The sequence below is a fragment of the Streptomyces sp. P9-2 genome (assembly GCF_051903975.1).
Taxonomy (GTDB): domain Bacteria; phylum Actinomycetota; class Actinomycetes; order Streptomycetales; family Streptomycetaceae; genus Streptomyces; species Streptomyces cellulosae.
The window spans coordinates 5,109,527-5,131,352 of record NZ_CP192633.1 but is presented as its reverse complement, the minus strand read 5'-3'; the positions used below and the strand labels follow the sequence as shown (position 1 = coordinate 5,131,352).

The 21,826-nt window shown below is 72.7% G+C and carries 21 protein-coding genes; 8 read left to right on the top strand and 13 right to left on the bottom strand.

Going from position 1 to position 21,826, the window contains the following annotated elements; genetic code table 11:
• Positions 1 to 29: 29 nt before the first annotated feature.
• From ACQY0Z_RS23465 to ACQY0Z_RS23445, 5 genes are all read right to left on the bottom strand, one after another.
• Complete coding sequence (locus ACQY0Z_RS23465; protein WP_189902347.1) at positions 30 to 722, bottom strand: ABC transporter ATP-binding protein; 693 nt, start codon at positions 720 to 722, stop codon at positions 30 to 32.
• 67 nt (positions 723 to 789) lie between these two features.
• On the bottom strand, positions 790 to 1,992 hold the full coding sequence (locus tag ACQY0Z_RS23460; protein WP_439812757.1) for an alginate lyase family protein: 1,203 nt from the start codon (positions 1,990 to 1,992) through the stop codon (positions 790 to 792).
• A gap of 254 nt (positions 1,993 to 2,246) precedes the next feature.
• Positions 2,247 to 2,999: a DUF3710 domain-containing protein gene (locus ACQY0Z_RS23455; RefSeq protein ID WP_189902351.1), complete on the bottom strand. Its 753-nt coding sequence runs from the start codon at positions 2,997 to 2,999 to the stop codon at positions 2,247 to 2,249.
• 1 nt (position 3,000) lies between these two features.
• Entirely contained in the window at positions 3,001 to 3,558 is a 558-nt protein-coding gene (dut, locus tag ACQY0Z_RS23450) for a dUTP diphosphatase (protein ID WP_381731302.1), read from the bottom strand.
• Complete coding sequence (locus ACQY0Z_RS23445) at positions 3,555 to 4,139, bottom strand: hotdog domain-containing protein (RefSeq protein ID WP_189902355.1); 585 nt, start codon at positions 4,137 to 4,139, stop codon at positions 3,555 to 3,557. The genes dut and ACQY0Z_RS23445 overlap by 4 nt, the downstream gene beginning before the upstream one ends.
• Before the next feature lie 92 nt (positions 4,140 to 4,231).
• On the opposite strand from ACQY0Z_RS23445, the gene ACQY0Z_RS23440 reads away from it, so the two are divergent.
• A complete protein-coding gene (locus ACQY0Z_RS23440; RefSeq protein WP_439812756.1) occupies positions 4,232 to 4,702 on the top strand; it encodes a DUF3093 domain-containing protein in 471 nt (156 codons plus the stop codon).
• A gap of 27 nt (positions 4,703 to 4,729) precedes the next feature.
• Here the strand turns inward: ACQY0Z_RS23440 and ACQY0Z_RS23435 are convergent, their stop codons facing one another.
• The 4 genes from ACQY0Z_RS23435 to ACQY0Z_RS23420 form a co-directional block, all read right to left on the bottom strand.
• Positions 4,730 to 5,674: a hypothetical protein gene (locus ACQY0Z_RS23435; protein ID WP_189902358.1), complete on the bottom strand. Its 945-nt coding sequence runs from the start codon at positions 5,672 to 5,674 to the stop codon at positions 4,730 to 4,732.
• 13 nt (positions 5,675 to 5,687) lie between these two features.
• Positions 5,688 to 5,984, bottom strand: coding sequence for a DUF4193 domain-containing protein (locus ACQY0Z_RS23430; protein ID WP_003993510.1), 297 nt, complete (start codon positions 5,982 to 5,984; stop codon positions 5,688 to 5,690).
• Between the two features lie 392 nt (positions 5,985 to 6,376).
• On the bottom strand, positions 6,377 to 7,621 hold the full coding sequence (locus ACQY0Z_RS23425) for a sensor histidine kinase (RefSeq protein ID WP_189902360.1): 1,245 nt from the start codon (positions 7,619 to 7,621) through the stop codon (positions 6,377 to 6,379).
• A gap of 9 nt (positions 7,622 to 7,630) precedes the next feature.
• Positions 7,631 to 8,284 (bottom strand): response regulator transcription factor, encoded by a 654-nt coding sequence (locus ACQY0Z_RS23420; protein ID WP_003993508.1) that lies wholly within the window; start codon positions 8,282 to 8,284, stop codon positions 7,631 to 7,633.
• A gap of 449 nt (positions 8,285 to 8,733) precedes the next feature.
• Between ACQY0Z_RS23420 and ACQY0Z_RS23415 the strand changes: the two genes are divergently transcribed.
• Positions 8,734 to 8,907 carry a hypothetical protein gene (locus ACQY0Z_RS23415; RefSeq protein ID WP_189902362.1) on the top strand — a complete coding sequence of 58 codons (174 nt, stop codon included), beginning with the start codon at positions 8,734 to 8,736 and terminating at the stop codon, positions 8,905 to 8,907.
• A 215-nt stretch (positions 8,908 to 9,122) separates the two neighbouring features.
• Here ACQY0Z_RS23415 and ACQY0Z_RS23410 read toward each other — a convergent pair whose 3' ends face one another.
• Complete coding sequence (locus ACQY0Z_RS23410) at positions 9,123 to 9,932, bottom strand: inositol monophosphatase family protein (RefSeq protein WP_189902363.1); 810 nt, start codon at positions 9,930 to 9,932, stop codon at positions 9,123 to 9,125.
• Positions 9,933 to 9,940: 8 nt separating this feature from the next.
• Positions 9,941 to 11,068 carry a ferrochelatase gene (locus ACQY0Z_RS23405; RefSeq protein WP_189902365.1) on the bottom strand — a complete coding sequence of 376 codons (1,128 nt, stop codon included), beginning with the start codon at positions 11,066 to 11,068 and terminating at the stop codon, positions 9,941 to 9,943.
• A gap of 149 nt (positions 11,069 to 11,217) precedes the next feature.
• Between ACQY0Z_RS23405 and ACQY0Z_RS23400 the strand changes: the two genes are divergently transcribed.
• From ACQY0Z_RS23400 to sepH, 3 genes are all read left to right on the top strand, one after another.
• Positions 11,218 to 12,465: an MFS transporter gene (locus tag ACQY0Z_RS23400; RefSeq protein ID WP_189902367.1), complete on the top strand. Its 1,248-nt coding sequence runs from the start codon at positions 11,218 to 11,220 to the stop codon at positions 12,463 to 12,465.
• Positions 12,416 to 13,744: a D-arabinono-1,4-lactone oxidase gene (locus ACQY0Z_RS23395; RefSeq protein ID WP_381728707.1), complete on the top strand. Its 1,329-nt coding sequence runs from the start codon at positions 12,416 to 12,418 to the stop codon at positions 13,742 to 13,744. Before ACQY0Z_RS23400 ends, ACQY0Z_RS23395 begins: the two co-directional genes overlap by 50 nt.
• A gap of 437 nt (positions 13,745 to 14,181) precedes the next feature.
• Complete coding sequence (sepH, locus tag ACQY0Z_RS23390) at positions 14,182 to 15,228, top strand: septation protein SepH (protein ID WP_439812755.1); 1,047 nt, start codon at positions 14,182 to 14,184, stop codon at positions 15,226 to 15,228.
• Between the two features lie 107 nt (positions 15,229 to 15,335).
• Here sepH and ACQY0Z_RS23385 read toward each other — a convergent pair whose 3' ends face one another.
• Positions 15,336 to 16,184: a sulfurtransferase gene (locus ACQY0Z_RS23385; RefSeq protein WP_439812754.1), complete on the bottom strand. Its 849-nt coding sequence runs from the start codon at positions 16,182 to 16,184 to the stop codon at positions 15,336 to 15,338.
• 207 nt (positions 16,185 to 16,391) lie between these two features.
• On the opposite strand from ACQY0Z_RS23385, the gene ACQY0Z_RS23380 reads away from it, so the two are divergent.
• Complete coding sequence (locus tag ACQY0Z_RS23380) at positions 16,392 to 17,195, top strand: VOC family protein (RefSeq protein ID WP_439812753.1); 804 nt, start codon at positions 16,392 to 16,394, stop codon at positions 17,193 to 17,195.
• 1 nt (position 17,196) lies between these two features.
• On the opposite strand, the gene ACQY0Z_RS23375 is transcribed toward ACQY0Z_RS23380, so the two are convergent.
• Entirely contained in the window at positions 17,197 to 18,609 is a 1,413-nt protein-coding gene (locus ACQY0Z_RS23375) for an MFS transporter (protein ID WP_439812752.1), read from the bottom strand.
• Between the two features lie 55 nt (positions 18,610 to 18,664).
• Here ACQY0Z_RS23375 and ACQY0Z_RS23370 point away from each other — a divergent pair, with 55 nt between their 5' ends.
• Together ACQY0Z_RS23370 and ACQY0Z_RS23365 are read left to right on the top strand one after the other, a co-directional pair.
• Entirely contained in the window at positions 18,665 to 19,366 is a 702-nt protein-coding gene (locus ACQY0Z_RS23370) for a TetR/AcrR family transcriptional regulator (RefSeq protein WP_439812751.1), read from the top strand.
• 109 nt (positions 19,367 to 19,475) lie between these two features.
• A complete protein-coding gene (locus tag ACQY0Z_RS23365) occupies positions 19,476 to 21,605 on the top strand; it encodes an SDR family NAD(P)-dependent oxidoreductase (RefSeq protein WP_439812750.1) in 2,130 nt (709 codons plus the stop codon).
• Positions 21,606 to 21,826 lie beyond the last annotated feature (221 nt).

The window sequence follows — 21,826 nt, the reverse complement described above, 5'->3', positions numbered from 1 at the left end:
CCCTGACGCGCCCGCCGGGCGGCCGCCGGTCAGTGCTCGATGATCTGCCCGTCGCTCAGTTCGAGGACCCGGTCGGCCAGGTCGAGCAGGGTCGTGTCGTGGGTGGCCACGAGCGCGGTGACGTTCTCGCTGCGGACGACGGCGCGCACCAGCTCCATCACGGCGTGCCCGGTCTCGGCGTCGAGCTGGCCGGTGGGCTCGTCGGCGATGAGCAGGGAGGGGTTGTTGGCGAGGGCGCGGGCGATGGCGACCCGCTGCTGCTGGCCGCCGGACAGCTCGCCGGGCCGCTGGGCGGCGTGGTCGGCGAGGCCGACGAGGGACAGCAGCAGTTCGACGCGCTCCTCGCGCTCGCGGGGGTCCGCGCCGCGCAGCCTCAGCGGGACGCCGACGTTCTCGGCGGCGCCGAGGATGGGGATGAGGCCGAAGGACTGGAAGACGAAGCCGACGTGGTCGCGGCGCAGGGCGAGCAGGCCGTCCTCGTCGAGGCCGGCGAGGTCGCGGCCGTCGACGTCGACCCGTCCCCGGTCCGGGGTGTCCAGGCCTCCGACGATGTTCAGCAGGGTGGTCTTGCCCGATCCTGAGCGTCCCTTGAGGGCGACGAGTTCGCCGCGCGGGACCTCGAAGGAGACGCCCCGCAGCGCGTGCACGGCGGCGGCGCCGCTGCCGTACGACTTGTGCACGTCCTCGACGCGCACCATGACGTCGGTGATCGTCCGTCCCATGTGTGGATGCCCTCCCCCGCGGACCGGGCGCCAGTATCGCCGTCCGGCGCCCGGTCGATCAACAGGGTCAGGCGGGATTGTCGCCGTGGGTGAGGGTCTCCCAGGCGACGAACAGGTTGTTGGTGCCGGCGGGACGGGTGCGCTCGGTCAGCGCCTGGGTGTTGGTCATGGCGAAGCCGAGGCGGTTGTGCATCGCGTTGTGGCCGACCTCGGTGACCGGGCCGAGGCCGAGGTGCAGCGAGCCGCCGCACAGCCAGCCGGGCACGGGCTCGCCCTGCTCGTACTTCGCCTGGAAGCCGAGCGCGTGCCGCAGCCGCTCGCCGACGTCGGTGCCGTAGAGGTCCTGGCCCTGGATACGGCTGGTCTCGGCGACGTGCGAGAGGGAGGAGATGCCGTAGCCGGTGTGCGTGAGGTCGCGGCAGGTCTCCTGGGTGAGGCCGGTGACGAAGGTGGACTGGTTCTGCCAGTACCGGACGATCTTGTCGCGGGTGTCGAGGTTCTGGCTGGGGACGGTCCTCGGCAGGGGTCCGTCGGACGCCAGGTAGACGTAGGCGGCGGCACGGGTGCGGAACGTCGCCATCGCCTTGTCGTACGAGGCGCGGTCCTCCAGGAAGACGGAGATGCCGACGGCGGCCTCCATCATCGTCAGCTCCCAGTTCCCGTTGGAGTTGGAGCCGTTGATGATCTCGGGCAGGTAGACGTCGCGCAGCACGGTGGCGAAGCGGTTCTGGTGGGGCCAGCCGCCGGTGTAGGTGTGCTTGACGATCTCGGCGGCCTTGGCCCAGGAGGAGCCGGCCCAGCCGGTCTGCAGGGGCGCGTTGCTGTTGGTGTGGTCGCGGATCACGGCGGACCAGGCGTCCATGAGCTGGATGGCCTTGGCGGCGTGGCGGGCGTCGCGGGTGACGGACCACATGAGGGCCTGGGTGTACGCGGCGATCGCGTCCTCGCGTTCGTCCGTGCAGCCGAGGTTGGGGTTGGAGTACGAGCCGCACTCCACGATCGCGCGGGGTTTGGGGGTGCGGTCGAGGTCGGCGTACTTGCTCGCCGCCATGCGGTCGTAGGCGGTCTTCCAGGGCTGGGCGCCGGCGAGGACCTTGGTGCGGGCGAAGTCGAGCTGGGGCTTGGAGACGGTGACGCCGGGGTGGGTGAAGGTGGCGGGGGCCGCCGCCTGGGCGGGTGGGGCGGTGGGGTGGAGGGTGAGGGTGCCGGCGAGGGCGGTGGTCAGGAGGGCGAACAGGAGGCGGCTGCGGTGGGGGCGTGGAGATGACATGTGGGGGCCATCCGTTCCCGTACATGAACAGTGGGCGTCCCTTTGAACACCCGAACTGATCCGGGACGGTAGGTCCAGACCAATGCCGCGTCAAGGGTTGCTGCGCCAAGAGGTCGCCCCCGCCGCCCCTTCCCGTCCCGACCCTGGGGGCTTCGCCCCCAGACCCCTCATCGGCCCTGGCGGACCCCGGAAAGCACAGCGGCCCGCGGCAGCCGGCCGCGAACGGCCGGCCCCGCGGGCCGACAAGAACAGCGCTAGCGCACCTCGGTGATTTCAGGCCCCCGCTGCAGCCGGCTCATCCCGCCCGCGAACCGCGACCCCTCCTCCTGCTGCACGTTCTCCGGCACCATCTGCGCATCGTTCGGCAGCTTCAGCACGATCGGATCGCGCGGGGCCATGGGCCCGTCCCCTCGCACCACCACCGTGTCCCGGAAGATCTGCTCCAGCAGACCGGCCGCCTGCGGCTGCACCGCGCCCTGCCCGGAGATCACTCCGCGCAGGAACCAGCGGGGGCCGTCCACGCCGACGAACCGCACGACCTGGAAGCCGCCCGTGCCGTCCGGCAGCTGCACCGGGACCTGGGCGCGCAGCTCCCAGCCCAGCGGACCCTCGACCTCGTCGATGATGCCGCCCTGCTGGGTGATGCCGGCGGCGATCTCCTCGCGCACCTCACCCCAGATGCCCTCGCGCTTGGGCGCGGCGAAGGCCTGCAGCTGGATGGCGCTGTCCTGCAGCACGACGGTGGCCGCGACGATCGCGTCGCCCGCGACCTCCACGCGCAGTTCCATGCCGTCCACACCGGGCACGAACAGACCGCCCAGATCGACCCGGCCCTCGCCGGGCTCGCGGACCTCGGAGCTGTCCCAGGGCCCGTCGGGCCGGGGCGCGGGCTCGAGCCTCACGCGCCCGTTCTCCTCGTCCGCCTCCGCGCCGACACCGTCGACGACCTGCTCGGCCTCGCCGGCCGCACCGTCGGCGGCATCCCTCTTCTTGCGACGTCCGAACACGTCACTGTCCTTCCCGGTCGGATACGACCGAAGCGTATCGATTCCCACCCGCTGTACCGCCCTCGGCGGCCTGAACGCTTGTGCCGCTCTTACCTTCCACCGCGGCATGGCCTCCGGTGGATCCGAAGCCCCCCTCGGCCCGGGCCGATGCGGGCAGCCGCGCGACCGACACGAAGCGCACCCTCTCGACCTGTTGGACGACCAGTTGGGCAATCCGGTCGAAGCGCTCGAACCGCACGGACTCGCGCGGGTCGAGATTCACCACGATCACCTTGATCTCCCCACGGTACCCGGCATCAATCGTCCCCGGGGCATTCACCAGGGCGACGCCGCAGCGGGCGGCAAGGCCGGATCGCGGGTGCACGAAGGCCGCGTACCCCTCCGGGAGCGCGACAGACACCCCGGTGGGCAGCACGGCCCGCTCCCCCGGGGCCAGCTCGCAGGCCTCGGTGGTGCGCAGATCGGCCCCCGCGTCGCCGGGGTGCTCGTACGCAGGAAGCGGTACGTCCGGGTCGACGCGCCGGATGAGCACCTCGAGCTCCCCGCGGCCGGCGCTCACGGGTTCACCTCGAAGGCGCGGGCCCGGCGGACCTGGTCGGGGTCGTCCATGGCGGCCCGGATCTCCTCCTGGCGGCCGTGGTCGATGAAGTGGTCCACCTTGACCTCGATGAACAGGGCGTCCGCGCGGACGGCGACGGGTCCGTCGGGGCCGCCGATGTGTCCGGTGGCGGTGCAGTAGATCTTCCGTCCGGCGACGGCGGTCACCTCGGCCTTGAGGTGCAGCACGGTGCCGACGGGCACGGGCCGGACGAAGTCGGTCTCCAGCCGTCCGGTGACGGCGATGACGCGGAGCAGCCAGTTCAGCGAGCCGAGCGTCTCGTCGAGGGCGGTGGCCAGCACGCCGCCGTGGGCGAGGCCGGGGGCGCCCTGGTGCGCGGGCTGCACCGTGAACTCGGCGGTGATCGTCACGCCTTCGCCGGCGCGCGCCTGGAGGTGCAGCCCGTGGGGCTGTTCGTCGCCGCAGCCGAAGCATTGCCCGTAGTGGGCGCCCAGGAGCTCGCCCGGTGCGGGGGCGTCGGGGTGGCGCACGGGCGGCACGGCGTCGGCGGGGGGCTGAAGAGCTGCGGAATTACCACTCACAGCCGCAGACCTTACCCGCCTCGCGTAAGGCGCCCGAGCACGCGTCCGCCCTGGCGCGGGACCCCCGCCGGGACCGTGCCAAGCTTGGCTTCATGCAGCTTTCCGCCGCCCCGTACGAAGAACGCCTCACCGCTCCGCGCTCCTGGTGGTTCCTGTGCCTTCTGGCCGGGCTCTCCTTCGCGCTGATCATGCTGCCGTTCGGCACCCTGCCCATGCTCGTCGGGCTGGCCGGCGGGACCGCCGCGGCGGCGGTCGTGGTGAGCGCGTACGGCTCGGTGCGGATCCGGGTCGTGAACGGTCATCTGATCGCGGGCGAGGCGAAGATCCCGGCGTCGGCGCTGGGTGACGCGGAGGTGCTGGACGCGGAGGAGGCGCGCGCCTGGCGCGGCCCGAAGGCCGACCCGCGCGCGTTCATGCTGCTGCGGGCGTACGTCCCCGTCGCGCTGCGCGTGACGGTCACGGACCCGGAGGACCCGACCCCGTACGTCTTCCTGTCCACGCGTGAGCCCGAGCGGCTGGCGCGGGCGCTGCGGACGGCGAGGGACGGGGCGGACGCCTCGTAGCGGCCCGCTCACGGGCCCACCGGGCGGCTATCCGAGGCCGTCGTCCTTCCGGTGGCGGTCGGCGTCCATGTCGAGCTCCAGGGCGTGCTCGGGAAGGGCGTCGGCGGGGCGCTCCAGTTCGGGGAGCGCGGGCAGTTCGTCCCACGGGACCTGGACCTTGCGCAGGTCGTCCCGGATGCGGGCGGCGAGCTTTCTGGTGTCGCGCCGGTTCATCACGGCGCCGACGGCCGCTCCGACGAGGAACGGCATCAGGTTCGGCAGGTTGCGCACCGTGCGTTTCATGATCCGCTGGCGCAGTTCGCGCTTCATGCGGCTGTTCAGCGCGGCACTCACGGTGGAGGGCTTGGTCGCCTCGATGCCGCGCTCCTGGGACCAGGAGTCGAGGTAGACGGTGCTGCGCTGGGCGAGGGTGCCGGCGGGCCGTACGCCGTAGACCTCATGCAGTTCGGCGATCAGCTTCAGCTCGATCGCGGCGACGCCGGTGACCTCGGCGGCCAGCTCGGTCGGCATCGCGGGCGGCACGGGCATCATGGCCGCCGCTCCGACGCCTGCCCCGACCGTCGCGGTGGCCTTGGCGGCGCCCGCCACGAGCTTGTCGGCGATCTCCTCGGGCCCGAGCCCGGGGAACTGCTCCCGCAGGGTCGCGAGGTCCCGTACGGGCACACGCGGGGCGATGTCGATGATCCGGTCGGCGAGGTGCGCCAGACCCGCGCGGGCGCGTGCTCCGCCCTTGCGGACGCCTTCCAGGGCCTTCCTTCGGACGACGGCGGTGCGCCTGCGCGCCACGGGCGTGGTGACCTCCAGGGACGCCGGGAGGTCACCCCGGCCGGCCGGCGCTTCGAGCGAGGCCGCCCCGTCACCGGTCCAGCCTCGCTCGGGATCACGCGTGTCGTGCTGTGGGTCCTCGGTGGACCCTTGGTCCGCTCCCTTCGAGAAGAAGCGGCGCTTCCGCGGTGGGGTCGAGCCAGTCACGGCCGACCCCGCCTCAGTCGCAGTCGCGGCAGATCGGCTGGCCGTTCTTCTCGCGGGCCAGCTGGCTGCGGTGGTGCACCAGGAAGCAGCTCATGCAGGTGAACTCGTCCTGCTGCTTGGGCAGGACCCGGACGGCCAGCTCTTCGTTCGAGAGGTCCGCTCCGGGCAGTTCGAGTCCTTCCGCGGCCTCGAACTCGTCGACGTCCACGGCCGAGGCCGACTTGTCGTTCCGCCGGGCCTTCAGCTCTTCCAGGCTGTCCGAGTCGACGTCGTCGTCGGTCTTGCGTGGAGTGTCGTAGTCGGTAGCCATGTCGCTCTCCCCCTCTGGGTGTATGCGGTGTCTCCAGCGCACGTAACGCGTGAGAGGCCGGACTTGTGCCCGACCTGAGGCGGAGATTTTGCCTCACATCAAGGTCTGTTACTCAATCGACACCCAACCGGACTCCTCATGAGTGATCGGCTTGGATGGCGATGGGGACCGTACACGGTCCCGATGCCGCACTACAAAGGCACCTCACCGTGTACTTCCCGTGAACGGGACCCCTGAAAACCGGGACTTTTCCGGCCTTCCGACGGGGTTCATGATCACGGAGAGTAGATGGCCGAATCGACGCGCCTGTGATCGATCACACATGAATTCGATCGTGGGGATGCTCGAAAATTCCGCCCAAAGCGAACACGGGCCGGGGCCGGGGCATGATGTCAGATCGGAAGGGTGACACGCATCACGAGACCTCCGCCCTCCCTCGGCTGCGCGTAGATGTGCCCGCCGTGCGCCCGGGCGACCGACCGCACGATCGACAGACCCAGTCCCACGCCCTTGTCGCTGCCCGTCCGCTCGGTGCGCAGCCTGCGGAACGGCTCGAAGAGGTTCTCCACCTCGTACGCCGGGACGACAGGGCCGGTGTTGGACACCACGAGGACCGCCTGGCCGTGCTGGACGTCCGTGGTGACCTCCACCCAGCCGTCCTCCGGGACGTTGTACCGCACGGCGTTCTGCACCAGGTTCAGGGCGATCCGCTCCAGCAGGACGCCGTTGCCCTGGACCACGGCGGGGCGACGCGTGCCGCGGATCGTCACGTGCCGGGACTCGGCCTCGGAGGCGACCTGGTCGATGGCCTGGCCGGCCACCTCCGCGAGGTCGACGGGGCCCCGCTCCACGATCTGGTTGTCGCTGCGGGCGAGCAGCAGCAGGCCCTCCACGAGCTGCTCGCTGCGCTCGTTGGTGGCCAGCAGGGTCTTGCCGAGCTGCTGGAGCTCCACGGGCGCGTTCGGGTCGGAGAGGTGCACCTCGAGCAGCGTGCGGTTGATCGCCAGCGGGGTGCGCAGCTCGTGGGAGGCGTTCCCAACGAAGCGCTGCTGGGCGGTGAACGCGCGCTGGAGCCGCTCCAGCATGTCGTCGAAGGTGTCGGCCAGCTCCTTCAGCTCGTCGTCCGGGCCGTCCAGCTCGATACGGCGGGACAGGTCCGAGCCCGCCACCGCGCGGGCGGTGCGGGTGATCCGGCCGAGCGGCGACAGCACGCGCCCGGCCATCGCGTAGCCGAAGGCGAACGCGATCACGGCGAGACCGAGCAGGGCCAGCAGGGAGCGGCTGAGCAGGTTGTCCAGGGCGACCTGGCGCTGGTCGTCGATGCACTCGCTGATCGCGTTGTTGAACTCGGTCAGCGAGAGGTTGCCGTCGGCGATGCCCGGGCAGTCCTGGCTGGACACCTTCAGGCCGTCGAAGTCGACGATCTTGAACAGCGGCTGGCTGCCGGTGCGCAGGGCCTGCGCGGCGAGCAGGTAGATGATCGACAGCAGCAGGATGCCGGCGATCAGGAACATGCCGCCGTAGAGCAGGGTGAGCCGTATGCGGATGGTGGGACGCAGCCACGGCATGGGGGTGGGCGACCGGGGGTCCCAGGTGGGCTTGGGGGGCGCGGTGGGGGGCGCGGGAGTGGCAGCCATGTCGGGTGATCAGATCCGGTATCCGGAGCCGGGCACGGTCACGATGACCGGCGGCTCGCCCAGCTTGCGGCGCAGGGTCATGACGGTCACGCGGACCACGTTGGTGAACGGGTCGGTGTTCTCGTCCCAGGCCTTCTCCAGCAGCTGCTCCGCGGAGACCACGGCACCCTCGCTGCGCATGAGGACCTCCAGCACGGCGAACTCCTTCGGCGCGAGCTGGACCTCCTTGCCGTCGCGGAAGACCTCGCGGCGGTTGGGGTCCAGCTTGATCCCGGCCCGCTCCAGGACGGGGGGCAGGGGCACGCTGGTCCGCCGGCCGAGCGCCCGCACGCGGGCGATGAGCTCGCTGAAGGCGAACGGCTTGGGCAGGTAGTCGTCGGCGCCGATCTCGAGTCCCTCGACGCGGTCGCTGACGTCGCCGGACGCCGTCAGCATCAGCACGCGCGTGGGCATACCGAGTTCGACGATCTTGCGGCAGACGTCGTCGCCGTGGACCAGGGGGAGGTCGCGGTCGAGGACGACCACGTCGTAGTCGTTGACGCCGATGCGCTCCAGGGCGGCCGCACCGTCGTACACGACGTCGACGGCCATGGCCTCCCGGCGCAGTCCGGTGGCCACCGCATCGGCGAGCAGCTGCTCGTCCTCGACGACGAGTACGCGCACGTCGCTTGTCCTTCCTCATGACCCGCCCGGCGGGCCGCGAGGGCACGCACTTCGGGCAGGGGTACGGGTGGGTGTTGTTGCCTCCATCCTGCCCTTTTCGGCCGTAAGTCGGCTGTAAGGCGGCCGGAACAGGGGGTGACCGACGGCCCGGGGACCGGGGAACGTGCGGGCGAACGGGGCGGGAATACGAGATTTTCTCGCGAGGTTAGGTTTCCGCGGGAGGGAGCTTGGGGAGGACGGGTTTACATCCCGCGATCACGCTCTGCTTGTACCGCACCACCATGCGGTGCACACGGTCCGCTTCCGCAGAGCGGGCGTGGATGTCCGGTACCGTCGCCGCCCGGCCGAGCGGCGCCGGGCATCCGCCACGGACGTGATCGTCCCTTCCGACGGCACACCCCCGTGCCACCGACCCACCGACCCACCGACCCAGGACGAGGGGGCGCAGCATGGACGCATTCACCGCAGGACTTCTGCAGCGCATAAAGGCGACCGAGTCCGACCTGTCGCGGGCCCGCGACGAGGGCGACGACTTCCTCGTCGAAGTGGAGCAGGGCGAACTCGACGACCTGCGCCGCCTCGCGGCCGAACACGGCGTGGAAGTCAGCGCCCACAGCGCCTGAGCGGCACACGGAACGCCCGACGGGCCCCGGTGGAAGGATCCACCGGGGCCCGTTGTGGTGAACGCGGGCGCGAGGCCGCTGACCAGCCGCCGGAAGGCACCCGGTCGGCGGCGCCACGGACGCGGTCCGGCCCAGTCGGCATCCGGCCGCCGTGCGGGCCGGCGGCCGCCCGGACCGTGGCCGCGTCCCACATGGTCGGCGGCGTCACGCGATCCCTACGCCCCGAACTTCCTCAGAAGGCCGAGGAGCGGTTCCAGCACGCCCGGGGACGCCGCCACCGTCAGGGCGGACGTCGGGGGGCTGTCCGGATGGCGGCCGGTCGTCACGGCGCCGGCCTCGCGGGCTATCAGGGCGCCCGCTGCCACGTCCCACGGGTGGAGGCCGCGTTCGTAGTAGCCGTCCAGGCGGCCCGCCGCCACGTCGCAGAGGTCGATCGCCGCCGAGCCGCCGCGGCGGATGTCCCGGACCAGCGGGATCAGGCGACGGGCGATCTCGGCCTGCTCCTCGCGGACCTCGGCGACGTAGTTGAAGCCGGTGGAGACCAGGGCCTGGTCCAGCGGCGGCGACGGCCGGCAGGCCAGGCGCCGCTCGCCCTCCCACGCGCCCGTGGCCCACGCCCCGCCGCCCAGCACCGCGTGGTACTCCTCGCCACGCATCGGGGCGAACACCGCGCCGGCCACGGCCACGCCGTCCTGCTCGGCCGCCACGGAGACGGCCCAGGTGGGCAGCCCGTACAGGTAGTTCACCGTGCCGTCGAGGGGGTCGACGACCCAGCGGACGCCGCTGCTGCCGGCCGTGGAGGCGCCCTCCTCGCCGAGGACGCCGTCGTCCGGGCGGCGCTCGGCGATCAGCCCGGTGATCAGCTTCTCCGCCGCGAGGTCCATCTCGGTGACGACGTCGACCGCGCTGGACTTGGTGGCGGCGACCGCGAGATCGGCAGGCCGGCCGTCGCGCAGCAGCTCACCGGCGCGCCGGGCGGCCTCCCGGGCCAGCTCCAGCAGTTCCGCGTGCAGGGGGTCGGTCACGGGGCTCCTCACGCGTAGGGGCTGTCGGCGCCCGCGGCGGCGGGACGCGGGGCGCGGGCCGGGCAGCAGCCCACCGGGCACAGGTCGTGGCTGGGGCCGAGCGCGCCCAGGGCGCACCGGGTGACGTCCCGCCCGCTCTCGGTCGCGGCGCGCTCCAGCACCAGCTCGCGGACGGCGGCGGCGAAGCGCGGGTCGTCGCCGACGGTCGCCGAGCGGCGCACCGGCAGCCCCAGCTCCTCCGCCTTGGCGGTGGCCTCCGTGTCGAGGTCGTACAGGACCTCCATGTGGTCCGAGACGAAGCCGATGGGCGCCATGACGACCGCCGGGACGCCGGCGGCCTTCCGCTCCTCGAGGTGGTCGCAGATGTCGGGCTCCAGCCACGGGATGTGCGGGGCGCCGGAGCGGGACTGGTACACGAGCTGCCACGGGTGGTCGACGCCCGTGCGCTCGCGGACGGCGTCGGCGATCAGCCGGGCCACGTCCAGGTGCTGCGCGACGTACGCGCCGCCGTCGCCGTGCGCCTCGACGGGGCCGGAGGTGTCCGCGGCGGCGGTGGGGATGGAGTGGGTGCAGAAGGCGATGTGGGCGCCGTCGCGGACGTCGTCGGGGAGGTCGGCGAGCGAGCGGACCACGCCGTCGACCATGGGCTCGACGAAGCCGGGGTGGTTGAAGTAGTGCCGCAGCTTGTCGATCTTCGGCAGCTCCAGCCCCTCCGTCTCCAGCGTGGCGAGCGCGTCGGCGAGGTTCTCCCGGTACTGGCGGCAGCCGGAGTAGGAGGCGTAGGCGCTGGTGGCGAGGACGATGATGCGGCGGCGGCCGTCGCGGACCATCTCGCGGAGGGTGTCGGTGAGGTAGGGCGCCCAGTTGCGGTTGCCCCAGTACACCGGCAGGTCCAGGCCGTGCTCGGCGAAGTCCTTGCGCAGCGCGTCCAGCAGGGCGCGGTTCTGGTCGTTGATGGGGCTGACCCCGCCGAACTGGAAGTAGTGCTGCCCGACTTCCTTGAGGCGTTCCTTGGGGATGCCCCGCCCGCGCGTCACGTTCTCCAGGAACGGGACGACGTCGTCCGGGCCTTCCGGGCCGCCGAAGGAGAGCAGGAGCAGGGCGTCGTAGGGACTGGCATCGAGCACGTCAGACATGTCTCGATCCTCCCACCCGGCACCGACAACGGGCACGGGGGCCGGGGTGTCACGAAAAGAAGGTGCCGTACATCACCGGCGCAAACGGGTGATGTCGCCGGTAATCTGTATCGACTGCGATAGCACCTTACTGATCTTCCGGAGACCCCGTGCCCAGCCCCTACCGCGCCCTGTTCGCCGCCCCCGGCAGCAAGGCCTTCTCCGCCGCGGGGTTCCTCGGCCGGATGCCGCTGTCCATGATGGGCATCGGCGTGGTCACGATGATCTCCCAGGTGACCGGCCGGTACGGGCTGGCGGGCGCCCTCTCGGCGACCATCGCGCTGTCCGCCGCGCTGGTGGGCCCTCAGGTCTCACGGCTGGTGGACCAGTACGGGCAGCGCCGGGTGCTGCGTCCGGCCACGCTGCTGTCGCTGGCCGCGGCGACGGTGCTGCTGCTCGCCGTGCACTTCTCCTGGCCGGAGTGGGTGCTGTTCGCCGCGTGCGTGGGGATCGGCTGTGTGCCGAGCCTCGGCGCGATGGTCCGGGCCCGCTGGGCGGCGCTGTACCGCGGTACCCCGAGCCTGCACACCGCCTATTCGTTCGAGTCGGTGGTCGACGAGGTGTGCTTCATCGTCGGCCCGATCGTCTCCATCGGGCTGTCCACGGCCTGGTTCCCGGAGGCCGGCCCGCTGTTGGCGGCCTGCTTCCTGGCGGTGGGCGTCTTCTGGCTCACCGCGCAGCGCGCCACCGAGCCGGAGCCGCACCCGCGTGAGCGCAAGGGCGGCGGATCGGCGCTGCGTTCGCGCGGTCTGCGGGTGCTGGTGGCGACGTTCGTGGCGACGGGCACGATCTTCGGCGCGGTGGACGTGGTGACGGTGGCCTTCGCCGAGGAGGAGGGGCACAAGGCCGCGGCCAGCGTGGTCCTCGCCGTGTACGCCCTGGGTTCCTGTGTGGCCGGTCTGGTGTTCGGGCTGCTGCATTTCGCGGGGGCACCGGAACGCCGGTGGCTGCTCGGCGTTTGCGCCATGGCCGTGAGTATGATCCCACTCCTACTGGTCGGGAACTTGCCGTTTCTGGCCGTGGCGCTGTTCGTTGCGGGTCTGTCCATCGCTCCCACGATGATCACGACCATGTCCCTCATCGAAGAGCACGTACCTCGCGCGCAGCTCACCGAGGGCATGACCTGGGTGAGCACCGGGCTCGCGGTCGGCATCGCCCTCGGCTCCTCCGCCGGCGGCTGGGTGATCGACGCGGCCGGGGCGCGCGCCGGGTACGGGGTTCCGGCGGCCGCCGGGGCCGTCGCGGTCGCGGTCGGTTTCCTCGGGTACCGCCGGCTCAAGCGGCCGGCTCCGGGTCGGGGAGGCTTCGTTGGTCAGCACGACGAGCACGACGAGCGCGAGGAACGGCACGTGGCGTAACTGGGGCGGCACCGTCTCCGTCCGGCCGGCCCGGGAGGTCACGCCGGCTTCGGTCGACGAGCTGGCCGACGCCGTGCGCCGGGCCGCCGAGGACGGGCTGCCGGTCAAGGCGGTGGGAACCGGCCACTCCTTCACCTCCATAGCCGCGACCGAGGGCCTGCTCGTACGACCTCAGCTGCTGACGGGGATACGGAGGATCGACCGCGAGGCGGGCACCGTCACCGTCGAGGCAGGCACCCCGCTGAAGCGGCTCAACGCCGCCCTCGCGCGCGAGGGTCTGTCGCTGACCAACATGGGCGACATCATGGAGCAGACGGTCTCCGGCGCCGCCAGCACCGGCACCCACGGCACCGGCCGTGAGTCCGCCTCCATCGCCGCCCAGATCAAGGGCCTCGAACTGGTCACCGCCGACGGCGCGGTGCTCACCTGCTCCGAGAAGGAGAACCCGGACGTCTTCGCCGCCGCCCGGATCGGCCTCGGCGCCCTGGGCATCGTCACCGCCATCACCTTCGCCGTGGAGCCGCTCTTCCTCCTCAACGCGCGCGAGGAGCCCATGACGTTCGACCGGGTGTGCGCCGAGTTCGACGCGCTGCACGCCGAGAACGAGCACTTCGAGTTCTACTGGTTCCCGCACACCGGCAACACCAACACCAAGCGCAACAACCGCAGCGCCGGCCCGGAGCGCCCGGTGCCGCCGCTGCGCGGCTGGTTCGAGGACGAGTTCCTCTCCAACGGGGTCTTCCAGGTCGCCAACTGGGTGGGCCGCGCCGCCCCGGTGACGATTCCGGCCATCGCTCAGATCTCCAGCCGGGCGCTGTCCGCGCGGACGTACACCGACATCCCCTACCGGGTGTTCACCTCCCCGCGCCGGGTGCGCTTCGTGGAGATGGAGTACGCGGTGCCGCGCGAGGCGCTCGTGGACACGCTGCGGGAGCTGAAGACGATGGTGGACCGGTCCCCGCTGCGGGTGAGCTTCCCGGTCGAGGTGCGCACCGCACCGGCCGACGACATCACGCTGTCCACGGCGTCCGGCCGGGAGAGCGCGTACGTGGCGGTCCACATGTTCAAGGGGACGCCGTACCAGCGGTACTTCACCGCCGCCGAGCGCATCTTCACCGCGCACGAGGGGCGACCCCATTGGGGGAAGATCCACACGCGTGACGCCGAGTACCTCTCACGGGTGTATCCGCGTTTCGGCGAGTTCGTCGCGCTGCGGGACCGGCTGGACCCGGAACGGCGGTTCCGCAACGACTACTTGCGGCGGGTCCTGGGGGCGTAGTCCCCAAGGCGCGTTCAGGCCTCAGACATTGCCTCCGTTTCTGACGATTGCGTGAAGTTCCCCACAAGTCCCCCACGTCCAGGGGCGGATGAGTGGGGCAACGGCGGCCAAGTCCCACCTCTTGCGTGAACTCGCACGGCGTGCCAATCCACGCACGTGGCCCAAATGGAGTACTGTTGCGAGCCCTGGGTCCGGACTCCCGTCAGGGTGCCCGGATCCTCGGAGGACCGCCGGGAGGGGGCTAGTTGCACAGGGTGACGCATTTGGTCACTTAGCGTTGCGAATAGGTAACCGTGCCATAACGGCGATCCAGGGCCCGCGCCCGACACGCCGGGCAACTCGGCAAGGTTGTGGCAGGCTGCACCCGGGCAGGCCACACTCGACTAGCGGAAGCAGCGACGCACGTGACGTCGGCAGGCACCACCCGGGAGGTCCCCATGCCCGAACTGCGTGTCGTGGCCGTCTCGAATGACGGCACACGGCTGGTGCTGAAGGCTGCGGACAGCACGGAGTACACGCTTCCGATCGACGAACGGCTCCGCGCCGCCGTGCGCGGCGACCGTCCCCGCCTCGGCCAGATCGAGATCGAGGTGGAGAGCCACCTCCGCCCCCGCGACATCCAGGCCCGTATAAGGGCGGGCGCGACCGCGGAAGAGGTCGCGCAGATGGCCGGCATCCCCGTGGACCGCGTGCGGCGCTTCGAGGGCCCCGTCCTCGCCGAGCGCGCCTTCATGGCCGAGCGCGCCCGCAAGACGCCGGTCCGCCGCCCCGGTGAGAACTCCGGCCCCCCGCTAGGCGAGGCCGTCCAGGAGCGGCTGCTGCTGCGCGGCGCCGAGAAGGACACCGTCCAGTGGGACTCCTGGCGCCGCGACGACGGCACCTGGGAGGTCCTGCTGGTCTACCGGGTCGCGGGCGAGCCCCACTCGGCGAGCTGGACGTACGACCCGCCCCGGCGGCTCGTCCAGGCCGTCGACGACGAGGCGCGCTCGCTGATCGGCGAGTCCGACGACCTCGCCACGCCCGAGCCCAGCTTCCCGTTCGTGCCGCGCATCGCCCGGCTGCCGCGGGACCGTCCGCTGGACCGCCCCGCCGACCGCGAGCGGCCCAGCCTGCCCGCGCAGGCGTCCGAGCCGGCCGAGGAGTCCACCGCGGCCACGGCCTCGGGTGAGCGCGACTCGCTGACCAGCCTGCTGGAGGCCGTGCCGAGCTTCCGCGGCGACCTGGTGGTGCCCAAGCGCACCGAACCGGCCGTCGAGGAGCCGGAGTCCGAGCCCGACACGGAGGAGCCGCCGGCTCCGGCCGCGTCCGCGGGGTCCGCGTACGCGGATGTGCTGATGCCGCGTTCGGTGGGCGGTCACCGGGACCGTCTCATCGGCTCGACCGACCGCCAGGCCGAGGCGGACGGCGTCCGCCCGGGGCGCAGGGCGGCGGTGCCGAGCTGGGACGAGATCGTGTTCGGGACGCGGCGGAAGAAGCAGGAGTAGTTGTCTCCGGGGCTCCGCCCCGGACCCCGCTCCTCAAACGCCGGAGGGACTGGAACCAGCCCGTCCGGCGTTTGAGGACGAGGCCCGTCAGGGCCGATACAGCCCCGTCACTGCGGATCCGGCCCCACCGCCACCGGCCTCTCCGGGTCCGAGGACCACTCCGACCACGAGCCGACGTACAGCGCCGCCGGGATTCCCGCGATCGCCAACGCCAGTACTTGGTGCGCCGCCGACACGCCCGAGCCGCAGTACACGCCGACCGGGACGCCCTCCGTCACACCCACCTCGCCGAAGCGCGCGCGCAACTCCGCCGCAGGCCGGAAACGCCCGTCGGCGTCCACGTTCTCGGACGTCGGCGCGGACAACGCGCCCGGGATGTGGCCGCCGACCGGATCGATCGGCTCGACCTCGCCCCGGTACCGCTCTCCCGCACGTGCGTCCAGCAGTACCCCCGAACGTGCCAACTCCGCCGCGCCGTCCGCGTCCAGCACGCCCCCCTCCGCCGGCTTCGGCACGAAGCCGCCCTCGGCCGGCGTCGGCGCCTCCGTCTCCAACGGGCCGTCCCAGGCGGGCAGTCCGCCGTCCAGGACCCGTACGTCCGGGTGGCCGGTCCACCGCAGCAGCCACCAGGCGCGGGCCGCCGCCCACCCGATGCCGCCGTCGTACGCGACCACAGGCGTCCCCACGGACACGCCCGCGCGCCGCATCGCCGCGCCGAACACCTCGAGGTCCGGCAGCGGATGGCGTCCCCGCGGGCCCGGCGCGGACGCCAGTTCGCGGTCCAGGTCGACGAAGACGGCGCCGGGGATGTGACCGGACGCGTAGGCGGCGCGGCCGTCGAACGGCTGACCGCTCCCCGCGGCCGTGCTGAGCTGCCAGCGGACGTCGAGCAGGACCGGAGGACGCTCCGACCGCAGCGCGTCCGCGAGTTCGGATGCGGAGATGATGGCGTTCATGGTCACCATCCTCGCGCACGGGGTGGCCGACTCGTCCGGGTCCGGCTACTCTGCTCGGCCGGACACATCCGGTCACCGGGTGTACGGGATCGGGCACATACGGTGTCGGCTGCGGTGCGGGAACGATCCGCCGCGCCGGACACGGGACGGCCCCGGCAGGGGCGAGCGGACACGGCCGACGTACGGGCGGCCGAGAAGAGAGTGACGATGACCGACGCACGGGGGAACGCCCGCCCGAACGGCGACGGGTCCGCCCGGCACGCGCCCGGCACACCCTGCTGGGTGAGCCTGATGGTGCGCGGACTCGACCCGACCGAGCAGTTCTACGGGGCGCTGTTCGGCTGGGAGTTCCTGCCCGGCCCGCGACCGCTGGGCCCGTACGTGCGTGCCGTGCTCGACGGGCACGCGGTGGCCGGGATCGGGGTGCTGCCCCCGGACCGGCGGCTGCCGGTGGCGTGGACGCCGTACTTCGCCTCGGACGACGTCGATGTGACGGCCGAGGCGGTGCGTTCCTGCGGCGGGACGGTGGGTGTGGGGCCGCTGGACGTCGACGAGGCGGGGAGGCTGGCGCTCGCCTCGGACCCGAGCGGCGCCGTGTTCGGCATCTGGCAGACGGCGGACGGCGCCGGCACGAGCGTCACCGGCCGGCCCGGCACTCCGGCGTGGAACGAGCTGACCACCTTCGAGACCACGAATGTGGCCAAGTTCTACGAGACCGTGTTCGGTTACGACGAGGAACCGGTCGTTTCCGCCGACCTGGACTACGTGACCCTGCGTCTGGACGGCCGCCCGGTGACCGGCGTCCACGGCCTCGGCAACGCGCTCCCCCGCGACCGGGGACCGCACTGGACGACGTACTTCACGGTGGCGGACACCGACGACGCGGTGGACCAGGTGCTGCACCTCGGCGGGCAGGTGCTGGGCGGGCCCCGGGACACCGAGCACGGCCGGGTCGCCATGGTGGCGGACCCGGAGGGGGCGCGGTTCGCGCTGGTGCGGACCGCACAGTGACTCAGCGGGGCGCCGAGAAACGGGCGTCGAGACGGTACCGGGACTGGACCGCCAGGGCCGCCGCCATGAGGAGGGCGGGCAGGAGTGTGAAGCCGAGCAGGATGGCGGTGTGCGCGCCGCCCGACTGGGTGACCTCCTCGCCGGCCCGCGCGGACGCGTAGCCGCCGAGGGCGAGGGCCGCCGAGTAGAGGTAGGGGCCGGCCGCGGCGCCCGTGGCCTCCGTCGCGGTCCACACGCCGGTGTAGGCGCCGGTGCGTCCGGTCTCGTCGCCGTCGGCCGCGCGGACCGTGTCCGGGACCATCGAGAACGGGAAGAGCTGAAGTCCCGCGAAGCACACGCCGAGGACGAGCGTGCAGAGGACGGGGACGACGAGCCCGGCCGCCTTGCCCGCCGCGAGGCCGAGCGCCCCGGCGACGAAGAAGCCCTGGCACAGCAGCAGGCAGCGCTGCTTGCCCCTGGTGCGGGAGAGACGGAACCACAGGGGCGTGGTCAGCAGGGCGGGCGCGACGAACGCGGCCATGAGGACGGTGGTGAAGCCGGGGCGGTCCAGTTCGTGCCGGGCGTAGTACGGCAGCCCGGCGAGGACGAGGTGGGTCGTGGTGGACACCAGGAGGTAGCAGGAGACCAGCACGCGGAAGGGGCGGTTGCCGCGCAGCACGTCCCGTACCTGGGCGAGGGCGGGGCCGTGAGGGTCCTCGGTCTTCCCGGCCGGGCCTCGCGCGGGCAGCAGGTCGCGGACGCCGCCGACGCCGACGTACTGGAAGACCACGGTGAACGCGCCCAGGACGGCGGCCATGACGACGTACCGGCCGACCGAGTCCCCCTCCCCCGCGAGCAGCGGGGCCAGCGCGCCGCCGACGAGGATGCCGACGGTGAGGACCACCATCCGGAAGGACAGCACCCGGGTGCGGCCGTGGTAGCCGATCTCCATGTCGGTGGGGGTGGCGAGGTACGGCACCTGGTACGCGGCGAACAGGCCGTTGGCGACGACGAACCAGGCCGCGACCCACAGGGCGGCGGCCCACGGACGGTCGGCCACCGGGCCGGGGACGGCGAACAGGGCGACGAACGCGGGCGCGAGGGCGCAGCCCGCCCTCAGCAGCCGCAGCCGGCTTCCGCGGCGGGCGCGTTCCCGGTCGGAGAGGGAGCCGACGAACGGGTGCAGGACGATGTCCACGGCCTTCGGGACGAGCAGTGCCAGACCGGCCAGCCAGGGGGTGACCCCGAGGGTGTCGGTGAGGAAGTACAGGAGCAGCAGGCCGGGGACGGTGACGTAGACGCCCATGCCGGCCGAGCCGAGCGCGTAGCGCACGAGCGCGGGGCGGGGCACATCCGCGCCGTCGCCGGCGTCCGTGACCGCGGCGGAGGCGGGCGGTCCGGGGAGAGGGGCTTCGGATCCTGTCGCGGCGTTCATGAATCCCTCAGATGTTGGATTGCGAGGTCTGCGGATCCTAGCCAGACTGTGCCGGATGAGGAAGAGCAGCGAGACACCTTCCGCCGCGCGGCCCGCACGGCGCGGACCGGGGCGGCCCCGACGGGCGGAGCGGGACGGCGGCCCGTCCACCCGCGAACTGATCCTGCGGGAGGCGACGGAACTGTTCGCCGCGCGTGGCCCCGAGGGCACCTCGCTACGGGACATCGCGGCGCGGGTCGGCATCGACGTGTCGAGCCTGCACCACCACTTCCCCGCCAAGGAGGCGCTGTACGACGCCTGTTTCGAGCGGGTGCACGCTGCGGAGCGGGAGGCGCTGGCCCCGCTGGTGGCGGAACTCCGGGAGGCCGCGACGACCGGCGGGGAGCCGTTGGCGGCGGCGCTGCGGGCGCTCGCGGACGGGTTCGTGGACTTCCTGGAGGAGCATCCGCACACCACGTTCCTGTGGCTGCGCAGGTGGCTCGATCCGACGCGGGGCGCGGGCCTGGACGAGGCGTACGCGTTGCCGCTGTACGGCGAGGTGGAGCGGGCGCTCCTAGAGGCCGCCCAGGCGGGGACGGTGCGGGAGACGACGCCGCACGTCACGGTGCGCAGCCTGGTGTGGGCGGCGCACGGCCATGTCACCGCGCTGGCCGCCGCCTCCCCCGCCGAACGGGAGCGGGAGCGGTACGAGTTCCGGCTGTGGGTGCGCCGTTTCCTCGACGCCCTGTACGGGCCGGGGCGGACGGAGGCGCCGTAGGGGCCTGGTGCCGGCACCGGAACTGACGCAATAATCCATCGCACGTTGGAATAACTCCACGGAGCGGCCGCACGGGACGGCCGCGCGGCTCGGGAAGGGGGCGGACGCGATGGGTGCAGGGAGTGGCGAGGCGGTACCGGGGCGGGTGGCCGTCGTCGGCGGCGGCACAGCGGGGATCGCGGCCGTGAAGGCGCTGCTCCAGGCGGGCGTCGAGGTGTTGGGCGTCGAACGCGCCGATGAGCTGGGCGGGTTGTGGCGGCCGGCTCCGGACACCGCCGCGTACGAGGGGCTGCGGCTCAACACGTCCAAGCCGCGCACCGAGTTCACGGACCATGCGATGCCGGAGGACTGGCCGGACTACCCGACCCGCGCCCAACTCCTGTCGTACGTCCAGGACTACGCCGAGCGCTTCGACGTCCCCCGGCACTTCCGCATGAGCACGGAACTGACCGCCGCCCGGCGCACCGAGGACGGCTGGCTGCTCGAACTGACCGGCCCCGACGGCGCATACGAGGAGACGGTCGCGCATCTCGTGGTGGCCAACGGACACAACCACACCCCGCGTCTGCCCGAACCGCCGTACCCGGGCGACTTCGAGGGCGCCACCTCGCATGCGCACGCCTACCGCGAACCGTCCGAGTTCGCGGGGCGTCGTGTGCTGGTCGTCGGCACGGGGAACAGCGCGATGGACATCGCCACGGAGCTGGTCGGGCACGCGGACGAGGTGCTGATCTCCGCCCGGCGCGGGGTGTGGGTGCTGCCGAAGACGCTGTTCGGCCGTCCGACCGACCAGTGGAACGGCGCGCTGGCGGCCGTCCTTCCGTGGCGGCTGCGCCAGCGGATCTCGCAGGGGATGCTGCGGCTGGCGGCCCGGGGCACGGAAGGTCCGGCGCTGCCGCCGTCCCCCGAGGGCGTGCTCCAGGACCACCCGACGCTGAGCGACACCGTTCCCGAGCTGGTGCGCGCCGGGAAGATCGGCGTACGGGCCGGCATCGAGCGCTTCGAGGGGCGCCGGGTGCGCTTCACGGACGGGCGGGAGGACGAGGTGGACCATGTGCTGTGGTGCACCGGGTACCGGGCGACGGTGCCGTTCCTCGACCCGTCGCTGGTCCCGGACCCGGCCCGCCTCCCGCTCTACCGGCACGTGTTCCCGCTGGACGACGACGCCCTGTCCTTCGTCGGGCTGATGCAGTCGACGGGGTCGGCGCTGCCGGTGGTGGAGGCGCAGAGCCGGCTGCTCGCCGCGTACGTGACCGGGCGGCTGCGCAGGCCGTCGCGGGACCGGATGCTGGCGTCGGTCACGACGGAACTGCACGCGGCGCGGGAACGCTGGGGCACCAGGCGGCCGCACATGCGGATCGACGTGGACCAGTATCTGCGCCAGGTGGCACGGGACTTGGCGGGCGTGCGGAAGGCGACGCCCCTCGCGGGGCGGCGGGTGATCGTGACGGGCGCGGCGGGGACGTTCGGGCGGGCGCTCGGCGAGCGGTTCACCGAACTCGGCGCCCGGGTGGTCGGGTTGGACCTGCACGCGGATCCTTCGGCGCCGGTGCCGGTGGTGGGCTGCGACCTGACCGACCCCGAGTCGGTGACGAAGGGCGTCGAGGAGGCCGTACGGCTGCTCGGCGGGGGCGTGGACGTGCTGGTGAACAACGCGGGCCGGGGCGGACCGGCGCCGGCGGAGCTGCGGCCGTCCACGGAGGTCCACGCACAGCTCGGCCTCAACCTGCTGGGCGCGTGGGACGTGACGGCCGCCGCGCTCCCCCACCTCGAACGGGCGCGCGGCCGGGTGGTGTTCGTCGCCTCGCGGATGGCGGTCCTGCCGCTGCCGCTGGCCGCCGCGTACGGGGTGTCCAAGCGGGCCCTCGCCGCGTACGCGGACACGCTGCGGCTGGAGGTCGGCACGCACGTGGGCGTGACGACGGTGTACCCGAGCATGGTGAAGAGCCCGATCCACGACAGCACGCGCGCGGCGGGGCTCTCGCTGGACGGTGTGTCGCGGCCGGAGCCGCTGGAGGGCGTGGTGTCGGCGGTGGTCGCCGCGGTGACCGCGCGCCGGGCCCCGCGCGACGTGGCGACGACACGGCGCGGCCGGGCGGAGATGGCCCTGGCCCGCCACGCCCCGTCCCTGGCCGACCGCATCGTGCGCCGCACGGTCGCGGCACGCGTGACGGCGGGCGCCTTCGCGGAGGCCCCGCTGGCGGAGGGGCTGCGGCGGCGGTACGGGCGGGCGGACTAAGGCCTGTCCGGCGGATCAGGTCGGGGGAAAGACGCGGCGCCTTGCAACCCAGGTGAGCGGGGTCTGGTGCGTCCAGCCGCAAGGCGGAGGAGGGAGCCGGCGCGAGGGGGGTCCCTCCCGCGCGAGTGACGCCGAGCGCGGGGGAGTCGGCGACCTACGACAACGCCGCTGGGGGCACCCCCACGCCCGTTCAGGGCAGTGGAGGAGGGCGTGCCGGACCC

Excerpts from the sequence above, each read along its gene's own strand:
- ACQY0Z_RS23405 (WP_189902365.1), bottom strand. The coding sequence starts at position 11,068 with ATGTCTGACGTGCTCGATGCCAGTCCCTACGACGCCCTGCTCCTGCTC.
- ACQY0Z_RS23380 (WP_439812753.1), top strand. The coding sequence starts at position 16,392 with ATGACCGACGCACGGGGGAACGCCCGCCCGAACGGCGACGGGTCCGCC.
- ACQY0Z_RS23425 (WP_189902360.1), bottom strand. The coding sequence starts at position 7,621 with ATGGCTGCCACTCCCGCGCCCCCCACCGCGCCCCCCAAGCCCACCTGG.
- ACQY0Z_RS23465 (WP_189902347.1), bottom strand. The coding sequence starts at position 722 with ATGGGACGGACGATCACCGACGTCATGGTGCGCGTCGAGGACGTGCAC.
- ACQY0Z_RS23385 (WP_439812754.1), bottom strand. The coding sequence starts at position 16,184 with ATGAACGCCATCATCTCCGCATCCGAACTCGCGGACGCGCTGCGGTCG.
- sepH (WP_439812755.1), top strand. The coding sequence starts at position 14,182 with ATGCCCGAACTGCGTGTCGTGGCCGTCTCGAATGACGGCACACGGCTG.
- ACQY0Z_RS23460 (WP_439812757.1), bottom strand. The coding sequence starts at position 1,992 with ATGTCATCTCCACGCCCCCACCGCAGCCGCCTCCTGTTCGCCCTCCTG.
- ACQY0Z_RS23365 (WP_439812750.1), top strand. The coding sequence starts at position 19,476 with ATGGGTGCAGGGAGTGGCGAGGCGGTACCGGGGCGGGTGGCCGTCGTC.
- ACQY0Z_RS23415 (WP_189902362.1), top strand. The coding sequence starts at position 8,734 with ATGGACGCATTCACCGCAGGACTTCTGCAGCGCATAAAGGCGACCGAG.
- ACQY0Z_RS23430 (WP_003993510.1), bottom strand. The coding sequence starts at position 5,984 with ATGGCTACCGACTACGACACTCCACGCAAGACCGACGACGACGTCGAC.
- ACQY0Z_RS23440 (WP_439812756.1), top strand. The coding sequence starts at position 4,232 with ATGCAGCTTTCCGCCGCCCCGTACGAAGAACGCCTCACCGCTCCGCGC.
- ACQY0Z_RS23375 (WP_439812752.1), bottom strand. The coding sequence starts at position 18,609 with ATGAACGCCGCGACAGGATCCGAAGCCCCTCTCCCCGGACCGCCCGCC.
- ACQY0Z_RS23370 (WP_439812751.1), top strand. The coding sequence starts at position 18,665 with ATGAGGAAGAGCAGCGAGACACCTTCCGCCGCGCGGCCCGCACGGCGC.